This is a genomic window from Flavobacterium sufflavum, from assembly GCF_004016525.1.
Lineage (GTDB): Bacteria > Bacteroidota > Bacteroidia > Flavobacteriales > Flavobacteriaceae > Flavobacterium > Flavobacterium sufflavum.
Window position 1 is genome coordinate 266,713 of sequence record NZ_SACJ01000003.1, and the last position, 19,703, is coordinate 286,415.

General features: G+C 34.7%; 19 protein-coding genes. 13 read left to right on the top strand and 6 right to left on the bottom strand.

Annotated elements, in window-relative coordinates; genetic code table 11:
* Positions 1 to 14: 14 nt before the first annotated feature.
* Entirely contained in the window at positions 15 to 635 is a 621-nt protein-coding gene (locus EOD40_RS06855) for a WbqC family protein (RefSeq protein ID WP_128194149.1), read from the top strand.
* 60 nt (positions 636 to 695) lie between these two features.
* Here the strand turns inward: EOD40_RS06855 and EOD40_RS06860 are convergent, their stop codons facing one another.
* From EOD40_RS06860 to EOD40_RS06885, 6 genes are all read right to left on the bottom strand, one after another.
* A complete protein-coding gene (locus EOD40_RS06860; RefSeq protein WP_128194150.1) occupies positions 696 to 1,742 on the bottom strand; it encodes an endonuclease/exonuclease/phosphatase family protein in 1,047 nt (348 codons plus the stop codon).
* 53 nt (positions 1,743 to 1,795) lie between these two features.
* Positions 1,796 to 2,659 carry a rhomboid family intramembrane serine protease gene (locus EOD40_RS06865; RefSeq protein ID WP_128194151.1) on the bottom strand — a complete coding sequence of 288 codons (864 nt, stop codon included), beginning with the start codon at positions 2,657 to 2,659 and terminating at the stop codon, positions 1,796 to 1,798.
* 33 nt (positions 2,660 to 2,692) lie between these two features.
* Positions 2,693 to 3,442 (bottom strand): rhomboid family intramembrane serine protease, encoded by a 750-nt coding sequence (locus EOD40_RS06870; RefSeq protein WP_128194152.1) that lies wholly within the window; start codon positions 3,440 to 3,442, stop codon positions 2,693 to 2,695.
* Entirely contained in the window at positions 3,439 to 5,325 is a 1,887-nt protein-coding gene (gene mutL / locus EOD40_RS06875) for a DNA mismatch repair endonuclease MutL (RefSeq protein WP_128194153.1), read from the bottom strand. Before mutL ends, EOD40_RS06870 begins: the two co-directional genes overlap by 4 nt.
* Before the next feature lie 150 nt (positions 5,326 to 5,475).
* Positions 5,476 to 6,051, bottom strand: coding sequence for a 6,7-dimethyl-8-ribityllumazine synthase (gene ribH, locus EOD40_RS06880; RefSeq protein ID WP_128194154.1), 576 nt, complete (start codon positions 6,049 to 6,051; stop codon positions 5,476 to 5,478).
* 99 nt (positions 6,052 to 6,150) lie between these two features.
* Positions 6,151 to 6,927, bottom strand: coding sequence for a tetratricopeptide repeat protein (locus EOD40_RS06885; protein ID WP_128194155.1), 777 nt, complete (start codon positions 6,925 to 6,927; stop codon positions 6,151 to 6,153).
* 243 nt (positions 6,928 to 7,170) lie between these two features.
* Here EOD40_RS06885 and recF point away from each other — a divergent pair, with 243 nt between their 5' ends.
* The 12 genes from recF to gap all read left to right on the top strand — a co-directional run bounded on the left by recF (position 7,171) and on the right by gap (position 19,702).
* Positions 7,171 to 8,250: a DNA replication/repair protein RecF gene (recF, locus tag EOD40_RS06890; RefSeq protein ID WP_128194156.1), complete on the top strand. Its 1,080-nt coding sequence runs from the start codon at positions 7,171 to 7,173 to the stop codon at positions 8,248 to 8,250.
* Between the two features lie 182 nt (positions 8,251 to 8,432).
* Complete coding sequence (locus tag EOD40_RS06895) at positions 8,433 to 8,822, top strand: rhodanese-like domain-containing protein (protein WP_128194157.1); 390 nt, start codon at positions 8,433 to 8,435, stop codon at positions 8,820 to 8,822.
* 19 nt (positions 8,823 to 8,841) lie between these two features.
* The gene (locus tag EOD40_RS06900) at positions 8,842 to 9,519 is read left to right on the top strand and encodes a DUF2461 domain-containing protein (protein WP_128194158.1); all 678 of its coding nucleotides are present in this window, start codon (positions 8,842 to 8,844) and stop codon (positions 9,517 to 9,519) included.
* 36 nt (positions 9,520 to 9,555) lie between these two features.
* Positions 9,556 to 10,626: a glycosyltransferase gene (locus EOD40_RS06905; protein ID WP_128194159.1), complete on the top strand. Its 1,071-nt coding sequence runs from the start codon at positions 9,556 to 9,558 to the stop codon at positions 10,624 to 10,626.
* A gap of 171 nt (positions 10,627 to 10,797) precedes the next feature.
* A complete protein-coding gene (murB, locus tag EOD40_RS06910; protein ID WP_128194160.1) occupies positions 10,798 to 11,811 on the top strand; it encodes a UDP-N-acetylmuramate dehydrogenase in 1,014 nt (337 codons plus the stop codon).
* Positions 11,812 to 11,934: 123 nt separating this feature from the next.
* Positions 11,935 to 13,041 carry a glycosyltransferase gene (locus tag EOD40_RS06915; protein WP_128194161.1) on the top strand — a complete coding sequence of 369 codons (1,107 nt, stop codon included), beginning with the start codon at positions 11,935 to 11,937 and terminating at the stop codon, positions 13,039 to 13,041.
* Complete coding sequence (locus EOD40_RS06920; protein WP_128194162.1) at positions 13,032 to 13,583, top strand: RNA polymerase sigma factor; 552 nt, start codon at positions 13,032 to 13,034, stop codon at positions 13,581 to 13,583. The genes EOD40_RS06915 and EOD40_RS06920 overlap by 10 nt, the downstream gene beginning before the upstream one ends.
* A gap of 221 nt (positions 13,584 to 13,804) precedes the next feature.
* Positions 13,805 to 14,098, top strand: a complete 294-nt coding sequence (locus EOD40_RS06925; protein WP_128194163.1) for a hypothetical protein — start codon at positions 13,805 to 13,807, stop codon at positions 14,096 to 14,098.
* A gap of 873 nt (positions 14,099 to 14,971) precedes the next feature.
* Positions 14,972 to 16,360 (top strand): MFS transporter, encoded by a 1,389-nt coding sequence (locus tag EOD40_RS06930; protein WP_128194164.1) that lies wholly within the window; start codon positions 14,972 to 14,974, stop codon positions 16,358 to 16,360.
* A 381-nt stretch (positions 16,361 to 16,741) separates the two neighbouring features.
* Entirely contained in the window at positions 16,742 to 17,581 is an 840-nt protein-coding gene (locus EOD40_RS06935) for an energy transducer TonB (protein ID WP_128194165.1), read from the top strand.
* A 230-nt stretch (positions 17,582 to 17,811) separates the two neighbouring features.
* Positions 17,812 to 18,681, top strand: a complete 870-nt coding sequence (gene lipA, locus EOD40_RS06940) for a lipoyl synthase (RefSeq protein WP_128194166.1) — start codon at positions 17,812 to 17,814, stop codon at positions 18,679 to 18,681.
* Positions 18,682 to 18,703: 22 nt separating this feature from the next.
* The gene (gene gap / locus EOD40_RS06945) at positions 18,704 to 19,702 is read left to right on the top strand and encodes a type I glyceraldehyde-3-phosphate dehydrogenase (RefSeq protein WP_128194167.1); all 999 of its coding nucleotides are present in this window, start codon (positions 18,704 to 18,706) and stop codon (positions 19,700 to 19,702) included.
* Position 19,703: the final 1 nt, after the last annotated feature.

The following is a 19,703-nucleotide window of genomic DNA, read 5'->3' on the forward strand; positions in this document are numbered from 1 at the left end:
TAATAAATTAACAAATGAAAACCTTATTACATCCATCTTATTTCCCATCGATTAGTCATTTTGTTGCCATAATGCAATCAGAAAGTATTATATTTGAAATGGAAGATAATTTTCAAAAACAGACTAACAGAAACCGTACTTATATTTATAGTCCAAATGGGATCCAGCTATTAAATATCCCTATAAAGCATTCGAAAACGAGCCATCAAAAAACAAAAGATATTCAGATAGAAAACGATTTTGACTGGCAAAAACAGCATTTTAAATCTCTGGAAGCCGCTTACAGAAGCTCTCCTTTCTTTGAATTCTTCGAAGATGACTTCATACCTTTTTTCGAAAAAAAGCATACTTTTCTAATGGATTTGAATTTTGAAGCATTCAACATCATCTCAAAATGCATGCGTACCAAATTCAATTTCGAAACCACAACAGAATATTTTCATGAAGTAAATTCAAATGAAATTCAAGATTATCGTTTTTTGGTAAACGGAAAAAAAGACACTTCTGTATTTGAGCCTTACACCCAGGTTTTTGATGACAAATACGGTTTTATCAACAACTTAAGTATTCTTGATTTACTTTTTAACGAAGGTAAATTTACTGTTGATTACCTAAAATCACAGCAATTAGAATAGTATTATTTAGGGATTTGGAATTTTATCCTGAAACTTCGGGATTGGAATTTATCCTAAGATTTATTCAAATGAAAGTTTTGCCATAATTGGGTAATGGTCAGAATTATCAAATTCAGGGAAAGTTTCAAAGCTTTTCACCTTCATTTGTCTATCGGCAAAAATGTAATCTATTCGGGCTGGATAATATTTAAATCGATAAGTTTGCCCAAAACCTTTTCCAGCTTCTTCAAAACTGTCTTTTAAACTTCCCTTGATAATGCGATACACATAGGAGAAAGCACTATTATTCATGTCTCCACAAATAATAACAGGATACTCACATTCTCTTAAATTATCCCTTAAAATCTCTGCCTGCTGTTGTTGTTGCTTGAAAGCCTTACTGATTCTATAAAACAACATTTGCGATTTTTCTTTGTTAATCACATCAATATTCTCCGAAATTTCATTAACATCCGGTGAAATCTTGATGGATTGCAAATGCATATTATACACTCTGATAACATCTTTTCCTCTCTTTATATCAGCATACACCACGTTGTTATTCGAATTGGGAAACGAAATTTTACCCTGTTCAATAATTGGAAATTTAGAAAAAATGGCTTGCCCGGTTTTTATCTGATTACCTTCCATAAAAATAGCCCGGTGCGGATATACTTTTAGGTCAACATGAGCCGAATTAGAATATTCCTGAATACATAGAATATCCGGATTTTTATCATTGATGAATTCCAAAATGGTTTCAGGAATATCCAGCTTATTTTGCCATTTAAACAAATTAAACAGTCGGACATTGTAACTCATCACCACAAAATCTTTATCGCTTTGAGGATATTCTTTAGTCGAAAATTTATAAAACTTATTGATAAAAGTAATCCCTATCAAAAGCACTAAACCGGACATCATCATTCTTTTTTTCAATTGTACGGCCCAGTACACAAAAAAAAGACTGTTAAATACGAAAAACACAGGCATAAAAAGAGTTAGCACCGATAAAAGAGGAAAAGTTTTCGGTGCCAAAAAAGGCAAAATATAAGCGATAAAAGTAATGACTATCAGAAAGATATTTAAAGAAAACATCCCTCTATTGAACCACGAAAGGTTTTTCATTTTTTTAAATTTAATGCTTAAAGTCTGTATAAAAATAAAGAAATTTCAAGCAATTATTTCCCTGATTTGAATAAAAAATCTTTCTCTTCTTTTGTTAAGCTATCATAACCCGATTGACTGATTTTATCTAAAATCTCATCGATTTGTTGCTGTACCTTATCTTTTGTTACAATTCTGGAAGCTCTTTTTTCTACTGGCTTAGAATAATTTTTATGTACTTTTTTAAAAGGAGTCGATGGCGATTTCCTGAAACTATTAGCAAAAAGATCAATAATCCTGGTAATCACAACGCTAATATCACTGCCATTCTGCAAGGCTTTTATATACACGAATCCAAAGAAAGCACCTGCCAAATGCGAAATATGCCCACCCATATTCTCCGTACGAAACTGCATTAAATCAAGTATCAGAATTACAGCAGTTATGTGCCACAACTTCACATTCCCTATCAACAACAAACGCACTTGCATTAAAGGCTGATAAGTGGTAACTGCAACCAATATTGCCATGATTGCTGCCGAAGCTCCCACAATAGCCGTACTGATATTCATAAAATAATAGCTGGCAACAAAAACAATACCCGCAAAAACAGCACTCAAAACATACAATCCTAAAAACTGTTTTTGGGTAAAAAAGGTTAAAAACAATTGACTCGCAAAATTTAAAACCATCATATTAAAAGCCAAATGCCAAAATCCTTCGTGAAAAAAAGCATAGGTTAAAAACGTCCATGGCTTAAATATAAAATCTGCTGGATTTGTGGACAGCGCAACCCATGAAGGATAAGAAAACGAACCCGTTTGAAAACCATAGAAAAAAATCAATGATATTAAAAAACAAGCCACATTCCAATAGATCAATCTATGAGCCACTCCCCCTAGTTTGTATTGCAATTTTAAGTCGTCTAGAATATTCATTTATTCGTCATTATAAGATTTATTCTTTTTTTATTAATTCCAACGGTTATCATTAAACTGATTTTTCTTCCAATACCACATAATCAGAAAACCAAATAAAGCACCACCAATATGTGCATAATGTGCTATTCCGGAATCAATACCCATCAACGAATTACCAAAAATACCAAAGAACCCATCAAAAAGAAGCATATATACCGGAACAAAATATTTAGCTTTTACAGGTACAGGAATAAACATAATTCCCAACTCTGCATTAGGAAACATAAATGCAAAAGCAACTAACAAACCATAAATTGCACCCGAAGCACCTACGACAGTTCCAAAATAAGCTTCTATAAATCTTTTAAATTCAATCCCATTCAATATTGGTGCAAGTTCACTATTTCCTTTCCCATTTAAGACAGATATAATTTCCTCTTTTGAAAAACCCTGATTCATCAAAACATTTAATCCATCTTGAAAAAAATAATAGTTTACTGCAGTATTTATCAATACAGCCCCTAATCCACAGGAAATATAAAAAAATAAAAATTTCTTTTCACCCCAAAAGTGCTCTAATGTTGATCCAAAAGAATAGAGTGCAAACATATTAAAAGCAATATGGGCAAATCCCCCATGCATGAACATATGCGTTAAGGGTTGCCAAAAATGAAAATTTGAGTTTTCTGGAAAATACATGGCCAACATTTGATAAGCTGGATCTCCAACTACCAATGTTCCCACAAAAAAAAGAATATTAATTATTATTAATTGTTTGACAATTGGAGTTATATTCATCATACTGCAAATTTTTTATCTATATCTTCCACACGCATCGTGATGAAAGTTGGTTTTTGAAAAGGAGACACATTTGGATCTTTGCAGGCAAAAAGTCCGTTTACTAGATTCTCCTGTTCTTTTATTGTTAAACTCGTTCCTGTTTTCACAGCCAGACTCTTCGCCATCGATTTGGCAATGGTATCATTTTGACTAAAACTATTCTCCGGGATTCCTTCCTGCAAATCACCCAATAATTGTTCTAATACCATCGAAATTTCACTTTCGGTCACATTAACCGGAATTCCTGAAATCACCACATGATCATCATTGGTATCTTCAAAAACAAATCCTGTATTGACAAGAGAAAGCTTCAATTCGTCAATTAATTCCATTTCGCTTGACGAAAAATACAAATTCAACGGAAACAACAACTGCTGGCTCGATGCCTGATGTACCGTCATATTAGTCAAGAATTGTTCGTACAAAACCCGCTGGTGCGCGCGTTGCTGATCCACAATTACCATTCCAGACTTGATAGGAGAAACAATATATTTTTTATGAATTTGATATACGTTCTGAACCGCATGTTCTACTTCTTCGTCATTAAATAACGACCCAGTCACTTCTTCGCTTTCAAATGAAAATTCGGTGCTCTCAGTCGTAAAATCAGCTTCTTGTTTTAAACCAACGTACAAACTCTCCCAACTGGCTGTTGAAGCGGGTTTCTTGTAGCCCGAGCCAGAACCGGAACTAGAGCCAGAACCAGAATTGGCATAATGCTTATTAACTTTATCATCCGAAAACGGATTGAAAGTACTATCCACTTGAATGGTAGGCATAGCCCCTTCCAAATCTTTATAATGATAAGGCGTATCCAAATTAGCATCTCTTTCGAAATCCAAAACAGGCGCCACATTAAACTGTCCCAAACTGTGTTTTATTGAAGCTCTTAAAATAGCATACAACGCACTTTCGTCATCAAACTTGATTTCGGTTTTGGTAGGGTGGATATTGATATCGATAGAATTTGGCGGAACCGATAAATACAGGAAATAACTCGGTTGTGCTCCGTCTTTTAAAATTCCGTCGTAGGCAGCCATCACCGCATGATGCAAATAACCACTTTTTATAAATCGGTCATTGACAAAGAAAAACTGCTCTCCTCTGTTTTTTTTAGCAAATTCAGGTTTGCTGACAAATCCTTCAACGGTAACAATTTCAGTATCTTCCTGAACAGGAACTAATTTCTCGTTAGTTTTCCCCGAAAAAACATTCACTACACGTTGCCTTGACGTAGAAATGGGCAAATTATACATTTCGCTGCCATTGTGGTAAAAAGTAAAATGGATATTGGGGTGAGCCAAAGCCACGCGCTGAAATTCATCAATAATATGACGATATTCTACGGTATCTGACTTTAAGAAATTACGTCGGGCAGGAATATTAAAAAACAAATTTTTAACGGCAAACGAAGTCCCTTTAGGCAACACAGCCGATTCCTGGGAAACAAATTTACTTCCTTCAATAACAATTTGTGTTCCTAATTCTTCTTGATCCTGCTTGGTTTTCATTTCCACATGAGCAATCGCCGCAATAGAAGCCAAAGCCTCACCACGGAAACCTTTTGTATGCAAACTAAACAAATCTTCAGCATGACGAATTTTGGAAGTAGCATGACGCTCAAAACACAAACGTGCATCGGTAACATTCATCCCCTTTCCATTGTCAATAACCTGAACCAATGATTTTCCGGCATCTTTTATAATCAACTTGATATCCGTTGCATTAGCATCTACTGCATTTTCAAGCAATTCTTTAACAACCGAAGCCGGTCTTTGAACCACCTCGCCCGCAGCAATTTGATTAGCAACATGATCAGGAAGTAATTGGATTATACTCGACATTAAAAAAAATTAAGTTATAGTTTAAAAACAAAGCTGCACAAATTTAACAAATTTCCATGGGGTTTTATTGCTTTAATAATCATAAATAAAACAAAAAAACCTATACCATTTGGCTAGAATAGTATAGGTTTCATTCTGAATTATTTAGTTTTATTCTTTTAATTCCAAAGGTGTCCCTTCTCCTAACTGAACTGCTCCTGAAGTCAACAAATTCTGATTTGCATAATCATGAGCCAAGGAAGCCTGCTGACGAATGTAAGCCATTTTTATAGCCGCAATAGCTGCTTCAGTCCCTTTATTTCCGTGAATCCCTCCGCTTCTATCAATAGATTGTTGCATGGTATTATCGGTCAAAACACAAAAAATTACCGGAATATCTGTTTGCACATTCAGGTCTTTGATTCCTTGCGTTACCCCTTCGCAAACAAAATCAAAGTGTTTAGTTTGTCCCTGAATTACACAGCCTATCGCAATTACAGCATCCACTTTTTGAGTCTGCAACATTTTTTTCGCTCCATAAATCAACTCAAAACTTCCCGGAACATTCCATCGGATAATATTTTCTGCCGGAACTTCATTATCTAAAAGAGCATCTTCAGCTCCTTTATACAAGCCTTCTGTTATATTTTCGTTCCATTCAGAAACCACAATTCCAAAACGAAAATCTTTCGCACTAGGAAGTGCGTTTTTATCATAAGCGGATAAATTTTTATTAATCGTTGCCATATCAAATTTAATTTTAGACTTTCAATTTATAAATAAAAATTGGTGATTACAAGTCTTTTTAATCCCTGCAATCACCAATATTTTAAATGCTGTTTTTTATTACTGAGATAAACCGATTAAAGCATCAACTGAAGCAGCTTCAGGTGAATTCTCATAGTTATCTTTAATATCTATAAAATATTTCACAGCGTCTTCTTTGTTTCCTAATTCTAAAGCTGTTTTTCCTGCTTTCAACAAGAAACGAGGTGTTGTAAAATCATTTTTATTTGACTCAGCAGCTTTTACATAATTCTCTAAAGCTTCTTTTGGCTGATTTTTCTCAGCATAAGCATCTCCAATAGCACCTTTTGCCATTGCGCTCAAAATAACATCTTCCGATTTGAATTTGCTTAAATAATCAATCGCTTCAGCGTACTTTCCTGTATTCAAATAGGCAATACCTGCATAATAATTAGCTAAATTTCCTGCTGAAGTCCCTGAATATTCATCAGCAATTTTAACGAATCCAAATTTACCTTCTGAACCATTCAATGCTAATTTATACAATGAATCGCTGGCAACTCCATTACTGGCTTGTTGGAAATTTTGTTGGGCAACAAACATTTCACTGGCAGCTTCTTCTTCTTTTGGTTCAGCAATAAACTTTTGAAAAACTACATATCCTACTGTAAACAAAGCCACAGCTGCTACTACACCAATAATGATTTTTTGGTTTTTAGCAACCCAGTCTTCCGTTTTTGATGCAGTTTCATCTAATTTAGAAAAAACCTCAGCCGTTGTACTGTTTTTTTCGTCAATTACTACTTGTTCTTCTACTGCCTCTTTTACTTCTTTCTCTTTTGGTGCTTTATATCCTCTTTTATTGTACGTAGCCATTTAAAAATAATTTAGTGAACCGCAAAAATAAAATTTTTATTCAAACCCACACATAAAAACTCATATTTTATATCTAAATCCAAAATATTTTTATTTTAACGAACAAACTCCAAATTCAGTCGGATTTTTTTTAGCACAGAAAACATCCAAAAGCCTTTTATATCGATATTTTTCAATAATTTGCAGCCTCTTTTAAAAGTCCAGGCAAAAACAGCAAACACCTCAATATCAGCAGCGCTTAAAATGTATTTAAAAAAAATTTCTTTATTCAATTATAAAAATTTTTCGGAAGCCAATTTCGAATTTGATGGTAAAATAATCTGTTTTGTAGGTAAAAATGGTATCGGAAAAACAAATGTCCTGGATGCCATTTACCATTTGTCTTATGGAAAAAGCTATTTTAATCCGTTGGCGGTTCAAAATATCAAACATGGCGAAGAGTTTTTTGTAATTGATGCCGAATTCATAAAAAATGAGAGAAGCGAACAACTGGTTTGCAGCCTGAAAAAAGGACAAAAAAAAGTATTGAAACGCAACGGCAAAGCTTACGATAAATTCTCAGATCATATTGGATTCATTCCGCTCGTTATTATTTCACCAGCCGACAGGGATTTAATTATCGAAGGCAGCGAAACCCGCCGAAAGTTTATTGACAGCATTATATCCCAACTCGATTCACATTACTTACAACAACTCATTCAGTACCAGAAAGTAATGAGTCAGCGCAATGCCTTGTTGAAATATTTTGCTTTGAATCATGTTTTTGACAACGACACCCTTTCTATATATAATGAGCAACTAAATGCTTATGGAAAGTACATTTTCGAAAAAAGAAAAGAATTCATCGCCGAGTTTATTCCCATTTTCAACGAACACCATCATGCCATTACGGGTTCGCAGGAATCAGTTCAGTTGGTGTATGAAAGTCATTTATTCGAAAATGATTTACTAACACTTTTACAGGAAAACATCAATAAAGACAGAGCTTTGCATTACACCAGCGTGGGAATCCATAAAGATGATTTGGCATTTGAAATCGACAATCATCCTATCAAGAAATTTGGTTCGCAAGGCCAACAGAAATCATTTTTGATTGCTTTAAAACTGGCACAATTTGAATTCCTGAAAAAACAAAGTGGCGTAAAACCCATTTTATTATTTGATGATATTTTTGATAAATTAGACGAAACCCGGGTAGCTAAAATTGTCGAAATGGTCAACTCGGATACTTTTGGTCAACTGTTTATTTCAGATACCCATCCGGAACGCACCGAAGCCATTGTGAAATCGACGCTGCAATCTTATAAAATATTCAACTTATAATATTTAACCACAAAGAACACTAAGTTTTCCGCAAAGCTCACTAAGTTTTTTTTAGCGAAGCAAAAAGAAAAAATCCGTTTAAATCTCTGTTAATCTGTGGCAAAAAAATTCACAAACTAAAAGTAAAATGCATTAAAGTCTATCGTTTTAACTAATTTTGAGACTATAAAAATTCAAATTCAATGAAATCTAAAATCTTATTCTCGTTAATCTTCTTATTCACACTATTTTCTGGAAAAGCCCAAACCGCAACAAATATCAAAACAGTTGAAGTTACTGCTTTCGCAAAAGAAATAAAAACAACTCAAAAACCACAAATCCTGGATGTTCGCACTCCCGAAGAATTTGCCACAGGGCATATTGATAATGCACAAAACATAGACTGGCAAGGAGAAAATTTTGTTAAAAACGTCGAAAAACTCAATAAAAACAAGCCTGTTTATGTGTATTGCCGAAGTGGCAAACGAAGTCTGAAAGCATCTGAAAAACTGGAAGAATTAGGATTCAAAAACATCTACAATCTGGACGGCGGCTTCCTTAAATGGAATGCCGAAAAACAAAAAGCACAATAAAAAACTAAAAGTCACATTCATGCTAACAAAAGAATCACTACAATTCTTAGACGATTTAAGAGCCAATAACAACCGAGAATGGTTTCAGGATAATAAAAAACGCTATGAGATTTTCAAAAAAGACTATCATCAGTTAGTGAGTGATTTTCTGGACGCCATGAAACCTATGGATCCTACATTAGAAATGCTAGAGATTAAAAATTGTACTTTCAGAATCAATCGCGATATCCGTTTTTCTAAAGACAAATCGCCTTATAAATCGCATTTGGGCGTTTGGTTATCTTCTGGTTCCAAAGGTCTCAATCGTGCGGGTTATTATGTGCATATTGACAGAAACGGTTCTTTTATAGCCGGTGGTTTTTATGCCCCCGAAGCCGACGATTTAAAAAAAGTGCGTAAAGAAATTGCTTTTTTCCATGAAGATTTAGAAGCCATTTTAAACGAGGCTAATTTCAAAAGAGAATTTGGCGATTTTAGTCGAAATGAAAAAAGCATGCTTAAAAGTCCGCCAAGAGGTTACGAAAAAGACCATCCTGCCATTGAACTATTAAAATTAAAAAGTTTCGAAACCGTTCAGAAATTCGACATTTCCGAAGTGACTAAAAAAGATTTTGTTTCAAAAATGAGTCAAAAGCTAATCCTTTTGAAACCATTGAACGAATTCATGAATCGCGCGTTGGAAACAGATGAATTTTAAATCAATTCGCAAATTCGTGGCAAAAAAACATCTTTAATGAAAAAAAGAAAAATACTTTTTCTTGGAGAATCCTATCGCGCTGACGCTATCACCTGGATAAACGGCTTAAAAGAATTTGGAAATTTTGAAATTATCAGTTGGGAATTACAAACGCCCAACGATTCCTTGCACAATAGAATCCTGCGAACACTTGAATTTTTCTTCGCTCCTATTGCTATTCGAAAAATAATTCGCCAGCGAAAACCCGATATGATTATTGCCGAGAGAACGACCAGCTATGGTTTTCTGGCGGCACTTTCAGGATTAAAACCCTCCGCCATTGCCCAACAAGGTAAAACCGATTTATGGCCGGAAGATTCTATCACCATTCCGCTTAAGAAAATTTTACAGAATTACGCTTTCAAAAAAGCCTCTCTTATTCACGCCTGGGGTCCTGTAATGGCTGATTCTATGGCTAAAGCCAAGGTGGATATGACCAAAGTTTTGGTTTTACCAAAGGGAATTGACTTGAACCAATTCGAAAATAAAAACACAGCCAATCCTGATAAAATTTCGGCTATTGTTACTCGTTCGCTCTTACCGGAATACCGACATGAGGTTATTTTAAAAGCTTTTGGCATTTTACACAAAAAAGGAATTAATTTTAGTTTAACCATCATTGGCAACGGCAAACAACTCGATTTTTTAAAAGAATTAGCCAAAGAATTGAATATTGAAAACAAAGTCGTTTTCACAGGAAGAGTTATAAACACCGCTTTACCAAAGCTTTTACAGCAATCTAATTTTTATCTGAGCATGCCAATAACCGAAGGCGTTTCAGCATCATTATTTGAAGCTATGGCTTGCGGTTGCTACCCTATTGTCAGCGATATTTCGGGAAATCAAAACTGGATTCGCCACCGTGAAAACGGACAATTAATTACTATTAACGATTTTGAAATATTGGCCAATGAAATCCTTTGGGCTTTTGAAAATACAAGCATTAGAAACCAAGCTGTTACAAACAACCGCGAATTCATTGAAAAACATGTCAATTACAAAACCAACATGAAAATCATTGCCGATAAATACAACGAGTTGATTGACACAAGCTCTTCAAAAAAATAAACCATTAAGTAATTAAGTTTAATTAAGTAATGTTTTGCTTAATTCTCTTAAATCTCTTAATGGTGAAAAAAGTTAGGTGTCGTAGAAAAACCTTAAAATTCATTCGAATCAACTTATATTTTATCCTTACTTTTGAATCGCAAATTCAATCTTAACAAAGCGCTTTCTTTTATGGAAATTCTAAATCATTTTTCTTTAAAAAACTACAATACTTTTGGCATTGAGGCCAAGGCCAGACAATTTGTTGCTGTTCACAGCATAGCCGATTTGAAAACGATTTTAGAACAACATTCCTCTGAGAAAAAATTCGTTCTGGGTGGCGGTAGCAATATGTTATTGACTCAGGATATCGACGCTTTAGTGATTCACATTGATTTAAAAGGAAAAAAAATCATCAAGGAAGACGATGATTTTGTCTGGATTGAAAGTCAGGCAGGCGAAAACTGGCACGAATTTGTACTTTGGAACATCGAGCAAGATTTTGGCGGACTGGAAAATATGTCGCTAATTCCGGGGAATGTGGGCACAACACCAGTTCAAAACATTGGCGCTTACGGAGCCGAAATCAAGGACACCTTTGTTTCCTGTAACACCATAAATATTAAAACATTGGAAACAAAAGTATTCCATAACGAGGAATGCCGTTTTGGATACCGCGAAAGCATCTTTAAACACGAGGCAAAAGACCAGTACATTATTACTTCGGTGGTTTTTAAACTCACTAAACGCAACCATAAAATCAATACTTCTTACGGAGATATTTTGGCAGAATTAACTAAAAACAACATCACTAATCCGGGATTAAAAGACGTGAGCAATGCTGTAATTGCCATTAGACAAAGTAAATTACCTGATCCGAAAGAACTGGGAAACAGCGGTAGTTTTTTCAAGAATCCGATTGTTCCGAAAGCCGATTTCGAAACAATTCACCAAAAATTCCCGGAGATGAAATTCTATACGGTTTCGGAAACCGAAGTTAAAGTTCCTGCGGGCTGGTTGATCGAACAAGCTGGTTTTAAGGGAAAACGCTTTGGCGATGCAGGAATTCATAAAAACCAGGCTTTGGTTTTAGTGAATTATGGCAATGCAACGGGACAAGAAATTTTAGCCATTTCCAGAGACATCCAAAAAACTGTTTTTGAGACTTTTGGCATTCACATTGAGGCCGAAGTAAACATAATTTAAGGCTAAAAACAGCTCTGAAAATTTTCTTTGAAAATTCATATTGTATCATTTTCAAATCCTAATTCTATTCATACCTTTGCAGTCTCCCGAAAGCTTTCGGGATTAATAACCCATTAAACTCTGATGCTTATACTGATTCTTTACTTTTTTATTGCTATTGTTGCTATTCAAATTGCGTATTATTTAGGTGTTTTTGGGAAATTTGCTTTCGCCAAAGCACAAAAAATAACACCCAAAAGAATTCCTGTTTCGGTTATCGTTTGTGCTAAAAATGAAGAAGAAAATGTAGCAAAGTTTGTTCCGTTGTTAGCCGAGCAAAACTACCCTGATTTTGAGATTGTTTTAATCGACGATGCTTCGAGTGATAACACCTTGGAACTTTTTGAAGCATTCGAAAAACAATATTCTAACATTCGTCTCGTTAAGGTAGAAAACAACGAAGCTTTTTGGGGAAATAAAAAATATGCTTTGACCTTAGGTATCAAAGCCGCTAAAAAAGAATATTTACTATTTACTGATGCCGATTGTTACCCAACATCTAAAGATTGGATTACTGCTATGAGTTCGCAATTTACATTACACAGAACGATTGTTTTAGGATATGGAGGCTATGAAAAAATTGCCAATTCGTTCCTGAACAAAATCATTCGTTTTGAAACTTTGCTTACTGCAGTTCAATATTTTTCATGGGCTAAAATTGGACATCCTTATATGGGAGTGGGTCGAAATTTAGCCTATAAAAAAGAAGAATTTTTCAAGGTAAACGGTTTTATCAATCACATACAGGTGCGTTCGGGCGACGATGATTTATTTATAAACGAAGCTGCTAAAGGAAGTAATACCGCAGTAGCTTACACTCCTGAGAGTTTTACGTACTCAGCACCAAAAACAAAATACAAAGACTGGTTTACCCAAAAAAGAAGACATGTAGCTACGGCAAAACATTACAAAAGCATCGATCAATTCCAATTGGGTTTATTTTATAGTTCGCAATTGTTATTTATTGTTTTGGCTACTTTATTATTATCTTTCCAATTCCAATGGATTCTGGTATTGAGTTTAGTAGGATTACGCTATTTATGTGCCTGGCTTATCATTGGTTTTTCAGCTGGAAAATTAAAAGAAAAAGACATTAAATTTTGGTTTCCAATTATTGAAATTGCGCTTGTTTTTACACAAATCAATGTCTTTATCACTAATATTTTTTCAAAACCAGTCAATTGGAAATAAAAACTCAAATAGAAAAAGCAAAAAAAGGAGACCAAACGGCCTTTACTTTTCTATTGAACCATTATTGGAGTGAGGTCTATGGATTCATGCTTAAACGCACTGAAAACGAAACCAATGCCGAAGACATTACCATTGAAACTTTCTCGAAAGCTTTTGATAAAATAGCCACTTACAATCCTGAATTCCAGTTCAACACCTGGCTGATTTCTATTGCAAAGAATGTTTATATTGACATGCTTCGCAAAAAAAGATCGAGTCTTTTTGTGGAAATTACCGAACAGGAAGACCAGAAAGCCTACAATATTGCAGATACCACTCCGTCTAAAGAAGACGAACTGATTACTGAGCAAAATTTGTCGCAATTACTGCAATACATCAAGGAATTAAAACCGCATTATCAGGAAGTAATCCAGCTGCGTTATTTCCAGGAAATGAGCTATCAGGAAATAGCCAATAAAATTGACGAACCCCTAAACAACGTCAAAGTAAAACTCCTCAGGGCTAAGAAACTATTAGCTGAGATTATCAACAATAAACGATAATTTTTTTTAAAACCATTAAGGGATTTAAGTTGCATTAAGAATTTGTTTTAGTGTAGCTGTAAATAATACTGTCATTTCTTTCGTAAATAAGAAAAGTTTTTAAATTTGTATTCGTAAATAGAAAATAATACGCAACAATAAAAACAAAACAGTTCAAATTTATACGTGTATAAACTAGTTATGACAAAGCCCTAAACACAAAACTTCAAAGCCTTAAAAATATGTTTTCAAACATCGACCTTCTTTACATTTTCGGACCTGCCTTGCTAATAGCAATAATTGTCTTGGTAATAATTAAAAACCGAAGTAATAAACAAAACGCTTCTGAATTAAGTAAAGCAATTGACCATTTTAAAATCACTTCGATAGTCTTTGGTGCTCTTTTAGTAGTCTTATGGCTATCTCTTCCCTCAACTCCAAGCTTAAAATCATTTGGCTATCCAGATGATATTTCAGCAATAAAAGGAGATGCAAAAGTTCTAAATCTTTTCAAGAATATAATAAAGCAATTGTGAGGACGACAGAAGTACTACAATGGTTCTTGTTTCTTTTTATTTGGTGGTTTTTGACTACTTTATTTGGATTAGCTAAAGCTTACAAAAATATCGAAGAGAAAACCTTCGCACAACATCAGTAACTGTTGCACAACTCCTCAAAAAAAGAAATTTGTATTGTATAACTTAAAAATTGACCCAACCTCACAAATATATTAACGTAACGATAGCACGTAAATATTTTCCGTGCCCACAACAGTGAACAACTTTGTGGAATCACTGGATGAGATTCCTCCTTCGTCGGAATGACAAGATTGCGGATAATTATAAAAAACCCCGATAGCGCAAACTTATCTACAAAGAGACTATCAACTACCAACTTTGTCAAGACCCGACCGCCCATATATATCAAAACAACGATAGCGCGGAAATGTTTTCCATGCCCACAACAGTGAGCAACACCCCACTCATTCTCATTTGTAACGAGGACCTACTTTCTTTTTAAAACAAAACAAAGCGTTTGCAATGCGGTTCATCAAAGTTTACTTCTTTTATAGCAAGTTTTTTTGTACAAATACCGGAAAAATTAAAAATTTTCTCAATCCTTATAAATTTTTCTAACTACCTAAAAATTTACTCATTCACAGCCTTACATCCCTTGTAAACTTTGGATTTTTTTTACCCTAATAAAACCAACCTTAGTATACTTAGAATCAATACTTACGTAAAAATACTTAATTTTTTTTCAAAAACTGCGTTTTCGCAACTTTTAATCAAAATAATGCGTCTAATTTTGCCTTGTAAATAAGTAATATACTTAAAGTTAAGCTTACTACTTAGACATAAGTTAGATACTTAGAAAAAATAGTGCAAAACAATTAATTTTTTTTAAAGATGAGTTCAATTTCAACAAATCAACCGCTTTCTAGTTTAAACATTTTTAGTGGCAAGGGCGTTCAAATGCGTACATTCCACATTACTTGGCTAACCTTTTTCTTTTGCTTTTTTGCATGGTTTGGTATGGCATCACTTATGCCAATCGCTAAAGAACAATTGCACCTGACAAAAGACCAATTAGGTAATATTCAAATTGCATCCGTATCGGCAACTATCATCGCCAGATTATTAATAGGTAGATTAGTTGATAAATTTGGTCCAAGATTAATCTACACCTGGTTATTAGTAATTTGTTCCGTACCGGTCTTATTAATTGGTACTTCACAGACTTATGAAAGTTTCTTGTTTTTTAGATTAGCTATCGGTGTTATTGGTGCTTCTTTTGTTATCACACAGTTTCATACTTCAGTAATGTTTGCTCCGTCTATTAAAGGAACTGCTAATGCAACAGCAGGTGGTTTCGGAAACGCAGGTGCCGGTTTAGCTAATATTACCATGCCTCTTATTGCAGCAGGATTTGTAGGATTAGGAGTGTGTACTAAGGAAGACAGCTGGAGATATGCTATGATTGTTCCTGGAGTAATGTTATTGGTTTTTGCTTTCTTATATTTCAGATTTACTAAAGATTTGCCAAACGGTAACTATAAAGAACTTGGAATTGAAAAAGAGAATAAAGAAAACACATTTATGTTGGCTGTTAAGGATTACCGTACCTGGGTTTTAACTATTGCTTATGCTGCTTGTTTTGGTGTTGAAATCACTATTGATAATTTTGCTCCTATTTATTTCACAGATACTTTCGGCGCTACCTTGAAAACAGCAGGGATCTGCGCAGGTATTTTTGGATTGATCAATATTTTTGCAAGACCATTAGGAGGAATCGTTGCTGACAAAGTAGGTAAAAACTATGGTTTTTCAGGTAAAAATTTATTACTTGCTTTACTGCTTCTTTTGGAAGGTGTTGGAGTTCTTTTCTTTGGTATGACTAATCAATTAGGAGTTGCTATCTTCTTAATGTTCTTGTTCGGAATGAGTTTAAAAATGGCAAACGGTGCTACATACAGTCTTGTACCATTCGTAAATCCAAAAGCAGTAGGTAGTGTTGCCGGAATCGTTGGAGCAGGTGGAAATATCGGAGCGATGTTAATTGCTTTCTTATTCAAAGCCAAAGCAGTTAAATTCACAAAAGATGTAATTGATGAAACAGGTGTATCACAAACTAAAGATTTAATTGATTACACCAATGCTTTTTACATATTAGGAATCATCGTTCTAATAACAGGAGTAGTTGTTTTAGCTGTGAAATTTGCAGTTAAAGATAAAGAAGAGGAAATCGAAGTAAGCGGCGAAGTAATACCTGCTGTATCTTATGTAAAATCAAAATAACATCATTTAAAATCCACAAATGATATAGGAATAAATTAAATGTTTCGGTTATTATAAAAAAGAAAGGCTGTCTGGATAAAGACAGCCTTTCTTATATCAATATTTTTTTATAAAATAGTTCGTTTTGTCAGTTCGAACCCAATAGCTCGGATTTGCAACCTACTTCTTTTCCAAAACAAAACAGAGCGTTTGTAACTCGGCTCATCAAAGAACACAGCTAACATTTAAAACTACAAACAACTTATTTTAAAATTATTCTAAATTATTTTCAAAAACAGTAAGGAATTTACATATAAAATTACTATCTTAATCCTTTCTAAATAAAAATACCACATACGCATACCGATTTAACTGAATCTTTAACCATTAAATCTATATCTTATGTCACACCACAGTCTTTATGAAAGCAACTGGATTAACCTAGTTTTCGAAAACAAAAACAAAGAGTACGGCGCTTTCCAACTGCGTCAGGAAACCACCAAAACTTCTATTAATGCCCTCTGTATTGGTATTTTATTATGTACCGCATTAATAATTCTACCCAATTTGCTGTTTCATCCAAAAGACATTACCGTCCCCACAGCTCCTGATTGGGAAAAAACAGTAATTGAGTTAAAAGATATTCATTCGATAGAAAATAAACAGAAGGCTGCTTCGGCTCCACTTCCGGCGGCGCAACAGCAAAAAACTATCGATAAAATAGACAGCAAACAACTCATAAACCCAATTGTGGTAAGTGCAACTCAAGCCGTTGATACTAAATTTACCTTAGAGAGAAATAATCCTGTTGAAAATACTACTACAGGGACAGCTCTTAACGGTATCGGCACTTCAACTGGCGAAGGTGTAGTTAACGGAACAGCTGCGGGAACGGGTACTGAAATTTCAAACTCAAATGGAACCGAGCTTGTTCTAACCGAATCATTAGACAGTAAACCACAATTTCCGGGAGGTATAGAAAAATTCTACCGCTATATTGCCAATAATTTTAACAGTCCGGAATTAGATGAAAACAGAAACGTTCGTATCTTTATTTCTTTTGTAGTCGAAAAAGACGGTAGCATGAGCAATATCAAAGTCATGAACAATCCGGGAGCTATTTTAGAAAAAGAAGCCATCAGGGTATTACAATCCATAAAAGCCAAATGGACTCCTGGAATGCTTCATTCAAAACCTGTGAGAACAGCTTATAACTTACCTATCACCGTACAAATCAATTAAGATTACTTTTCCATAAAAACAAAAGCAGCCATAGTGCTGCTTTTTCATTGAGCTGACTTTTCATTTTTTTGAAATAGAGCAAAATAGACTAAAACACTATTCATAATTATTTCTATGACCAATAAAAAGATAGCCTTCATTTTTATAACAAATCCACATAAAAGCTTCAATAGTTAAAACATCGCATTTTAAATCAACATTACGTATATTTGTAACCTTAAAATTGATTTATGGAAACTGTTTTAGACAACACCAAACCCGTAGCTAAACCAAAATGGTTAAAAGTAAAATTACCTATCGGGCAAAAATATACAGAACTTCGTGGCTTAGTCGATAAATATAGCTTAAACACCATTTGCACCTCGGGAAGCTGCCCTAATATGGGCGAATGCTGGGGCGAAGGAACGGCTACTTTTATGATATTAGGGAATACCTGTACGCGTTCTTGTGGTTTTTGTGGTGTAAAAACAGGCCGTCCGGAAACGGTGGATTGGGACGAACCTGAAAAAGTAGCCCGTTCTATAAAAATCATGAACATCAAACACGCCGTAATTACAAGTGTTGACCGTGACGATTTAAAAGACGGTGGTTCTATTATTTGGATTGAAACGGTAAAAGCAATTCGCAGAATGAACCCAAACACGACTCTTGAAACTTTAATTCCTGATTTTCAAGGTATCGAAAGAAATATAGACAGAATTGTGGAAGCCAACCCGGAAGTGGTTTCACACAACATGGAAACCGTACGTCGATTGACCCGTGAAGTACGTATCCAGGCTAAATACGACCGTAGTTTAGAAGTGTTGCGTTATCTAAAAGAAAAAGGAATTAACAGAACCAAATCAGGGATTATGTTAGGTCTGGGTGAAGAAGAAGAAGAAGTATTCCAAACCATGAGAGATTTACGCGCTGCCAATGTAGATGTAGTCACTCTTGGTCAATACTTGCAGCCTAGTAAAAAACATTTACCCGTTAAGGAATTCATTACCCCGGAACAATTTGCTAAATACGAGCAATTTGGTTTGGAATTAGGTTTCCGTCATGTTGAAAGCGGACCGTTAGTTCGTTCTTCATACAAAGCACAAAAACACATTCTTTAATTCCCTAACGTTTACATAAAAATTGAAAACAAGAATTGCCATCAACGGTTTTGGTCGAATTGGTCGAAACCTGTTTCGTCTACTTTTAAATCATCCTGAAATAGAAGTTGTCGCCATCAATGATATTGCCGACACTAAGACTATGGCGCATCTAATCAAATACGACAGTATTCACGGTGTATTGCCTCAGACTGTAATTGCCGATGAAAAGGGATTTACTATTGACGGAAAGCATTTTATATTTTTCCACGAAAAAAATATTACCAATCTTAATTGGAAGGATTTAAACATTGATTTTGTAATTGAATCCACAGGGAAATTCAAAACTTACGAAGACTTAAACAAGCACATTATTGCCGGTGCTAAAAAAGTAATTCTTTCGGCACCATCAGAAGTTGACACGATAAAAACAGTAGTTTTAGGAGTCAACGAACACATTCTTGACGGAACTGAAAAAATCATTTCGAATGCGAGTTGTACGACTAATAATGCAGCTCCGATGATTAAAATAATCGATAAACTTTGCGGAATTGAGCAAGCCTACATCACTACAATTCACTCTTATACTACAGACCAGAGTTTACACGACCAGCCACATAAGGATTTACGAAGAGCCCGAGGTGCCAGCCAGTCAATTGTTCCTACAACAACTGGGGCAGCTAAAGCATTAACAAAAATTTTTCCTATCTTAGAGGGCAAAATTGGCGGATGTGGTATTCGTGTTCCTGTTCCTGATGGTTCTTTGACTGATATTACTTTTAATGTAAAAACAGCTGTGAGCATCGAAGAAATCAACGAAGCCTTCAAATTGGCTTCGCAAAATGAACTAAAAGGAATTCTGGATTATACCGAAGATCCAATCGTATCGGTTGATATTCTGGGAAATAGAAATTCCTGTTTATTTGACGCTCAACTTACCTCGGTAATTGATAAAATGGTAAAGGTTGTAGGTTGGTATGATAACGAAATTGGATATTCATCGCGCTTAATAGATTTAATACTTTTGACCAAAACCAATTAAC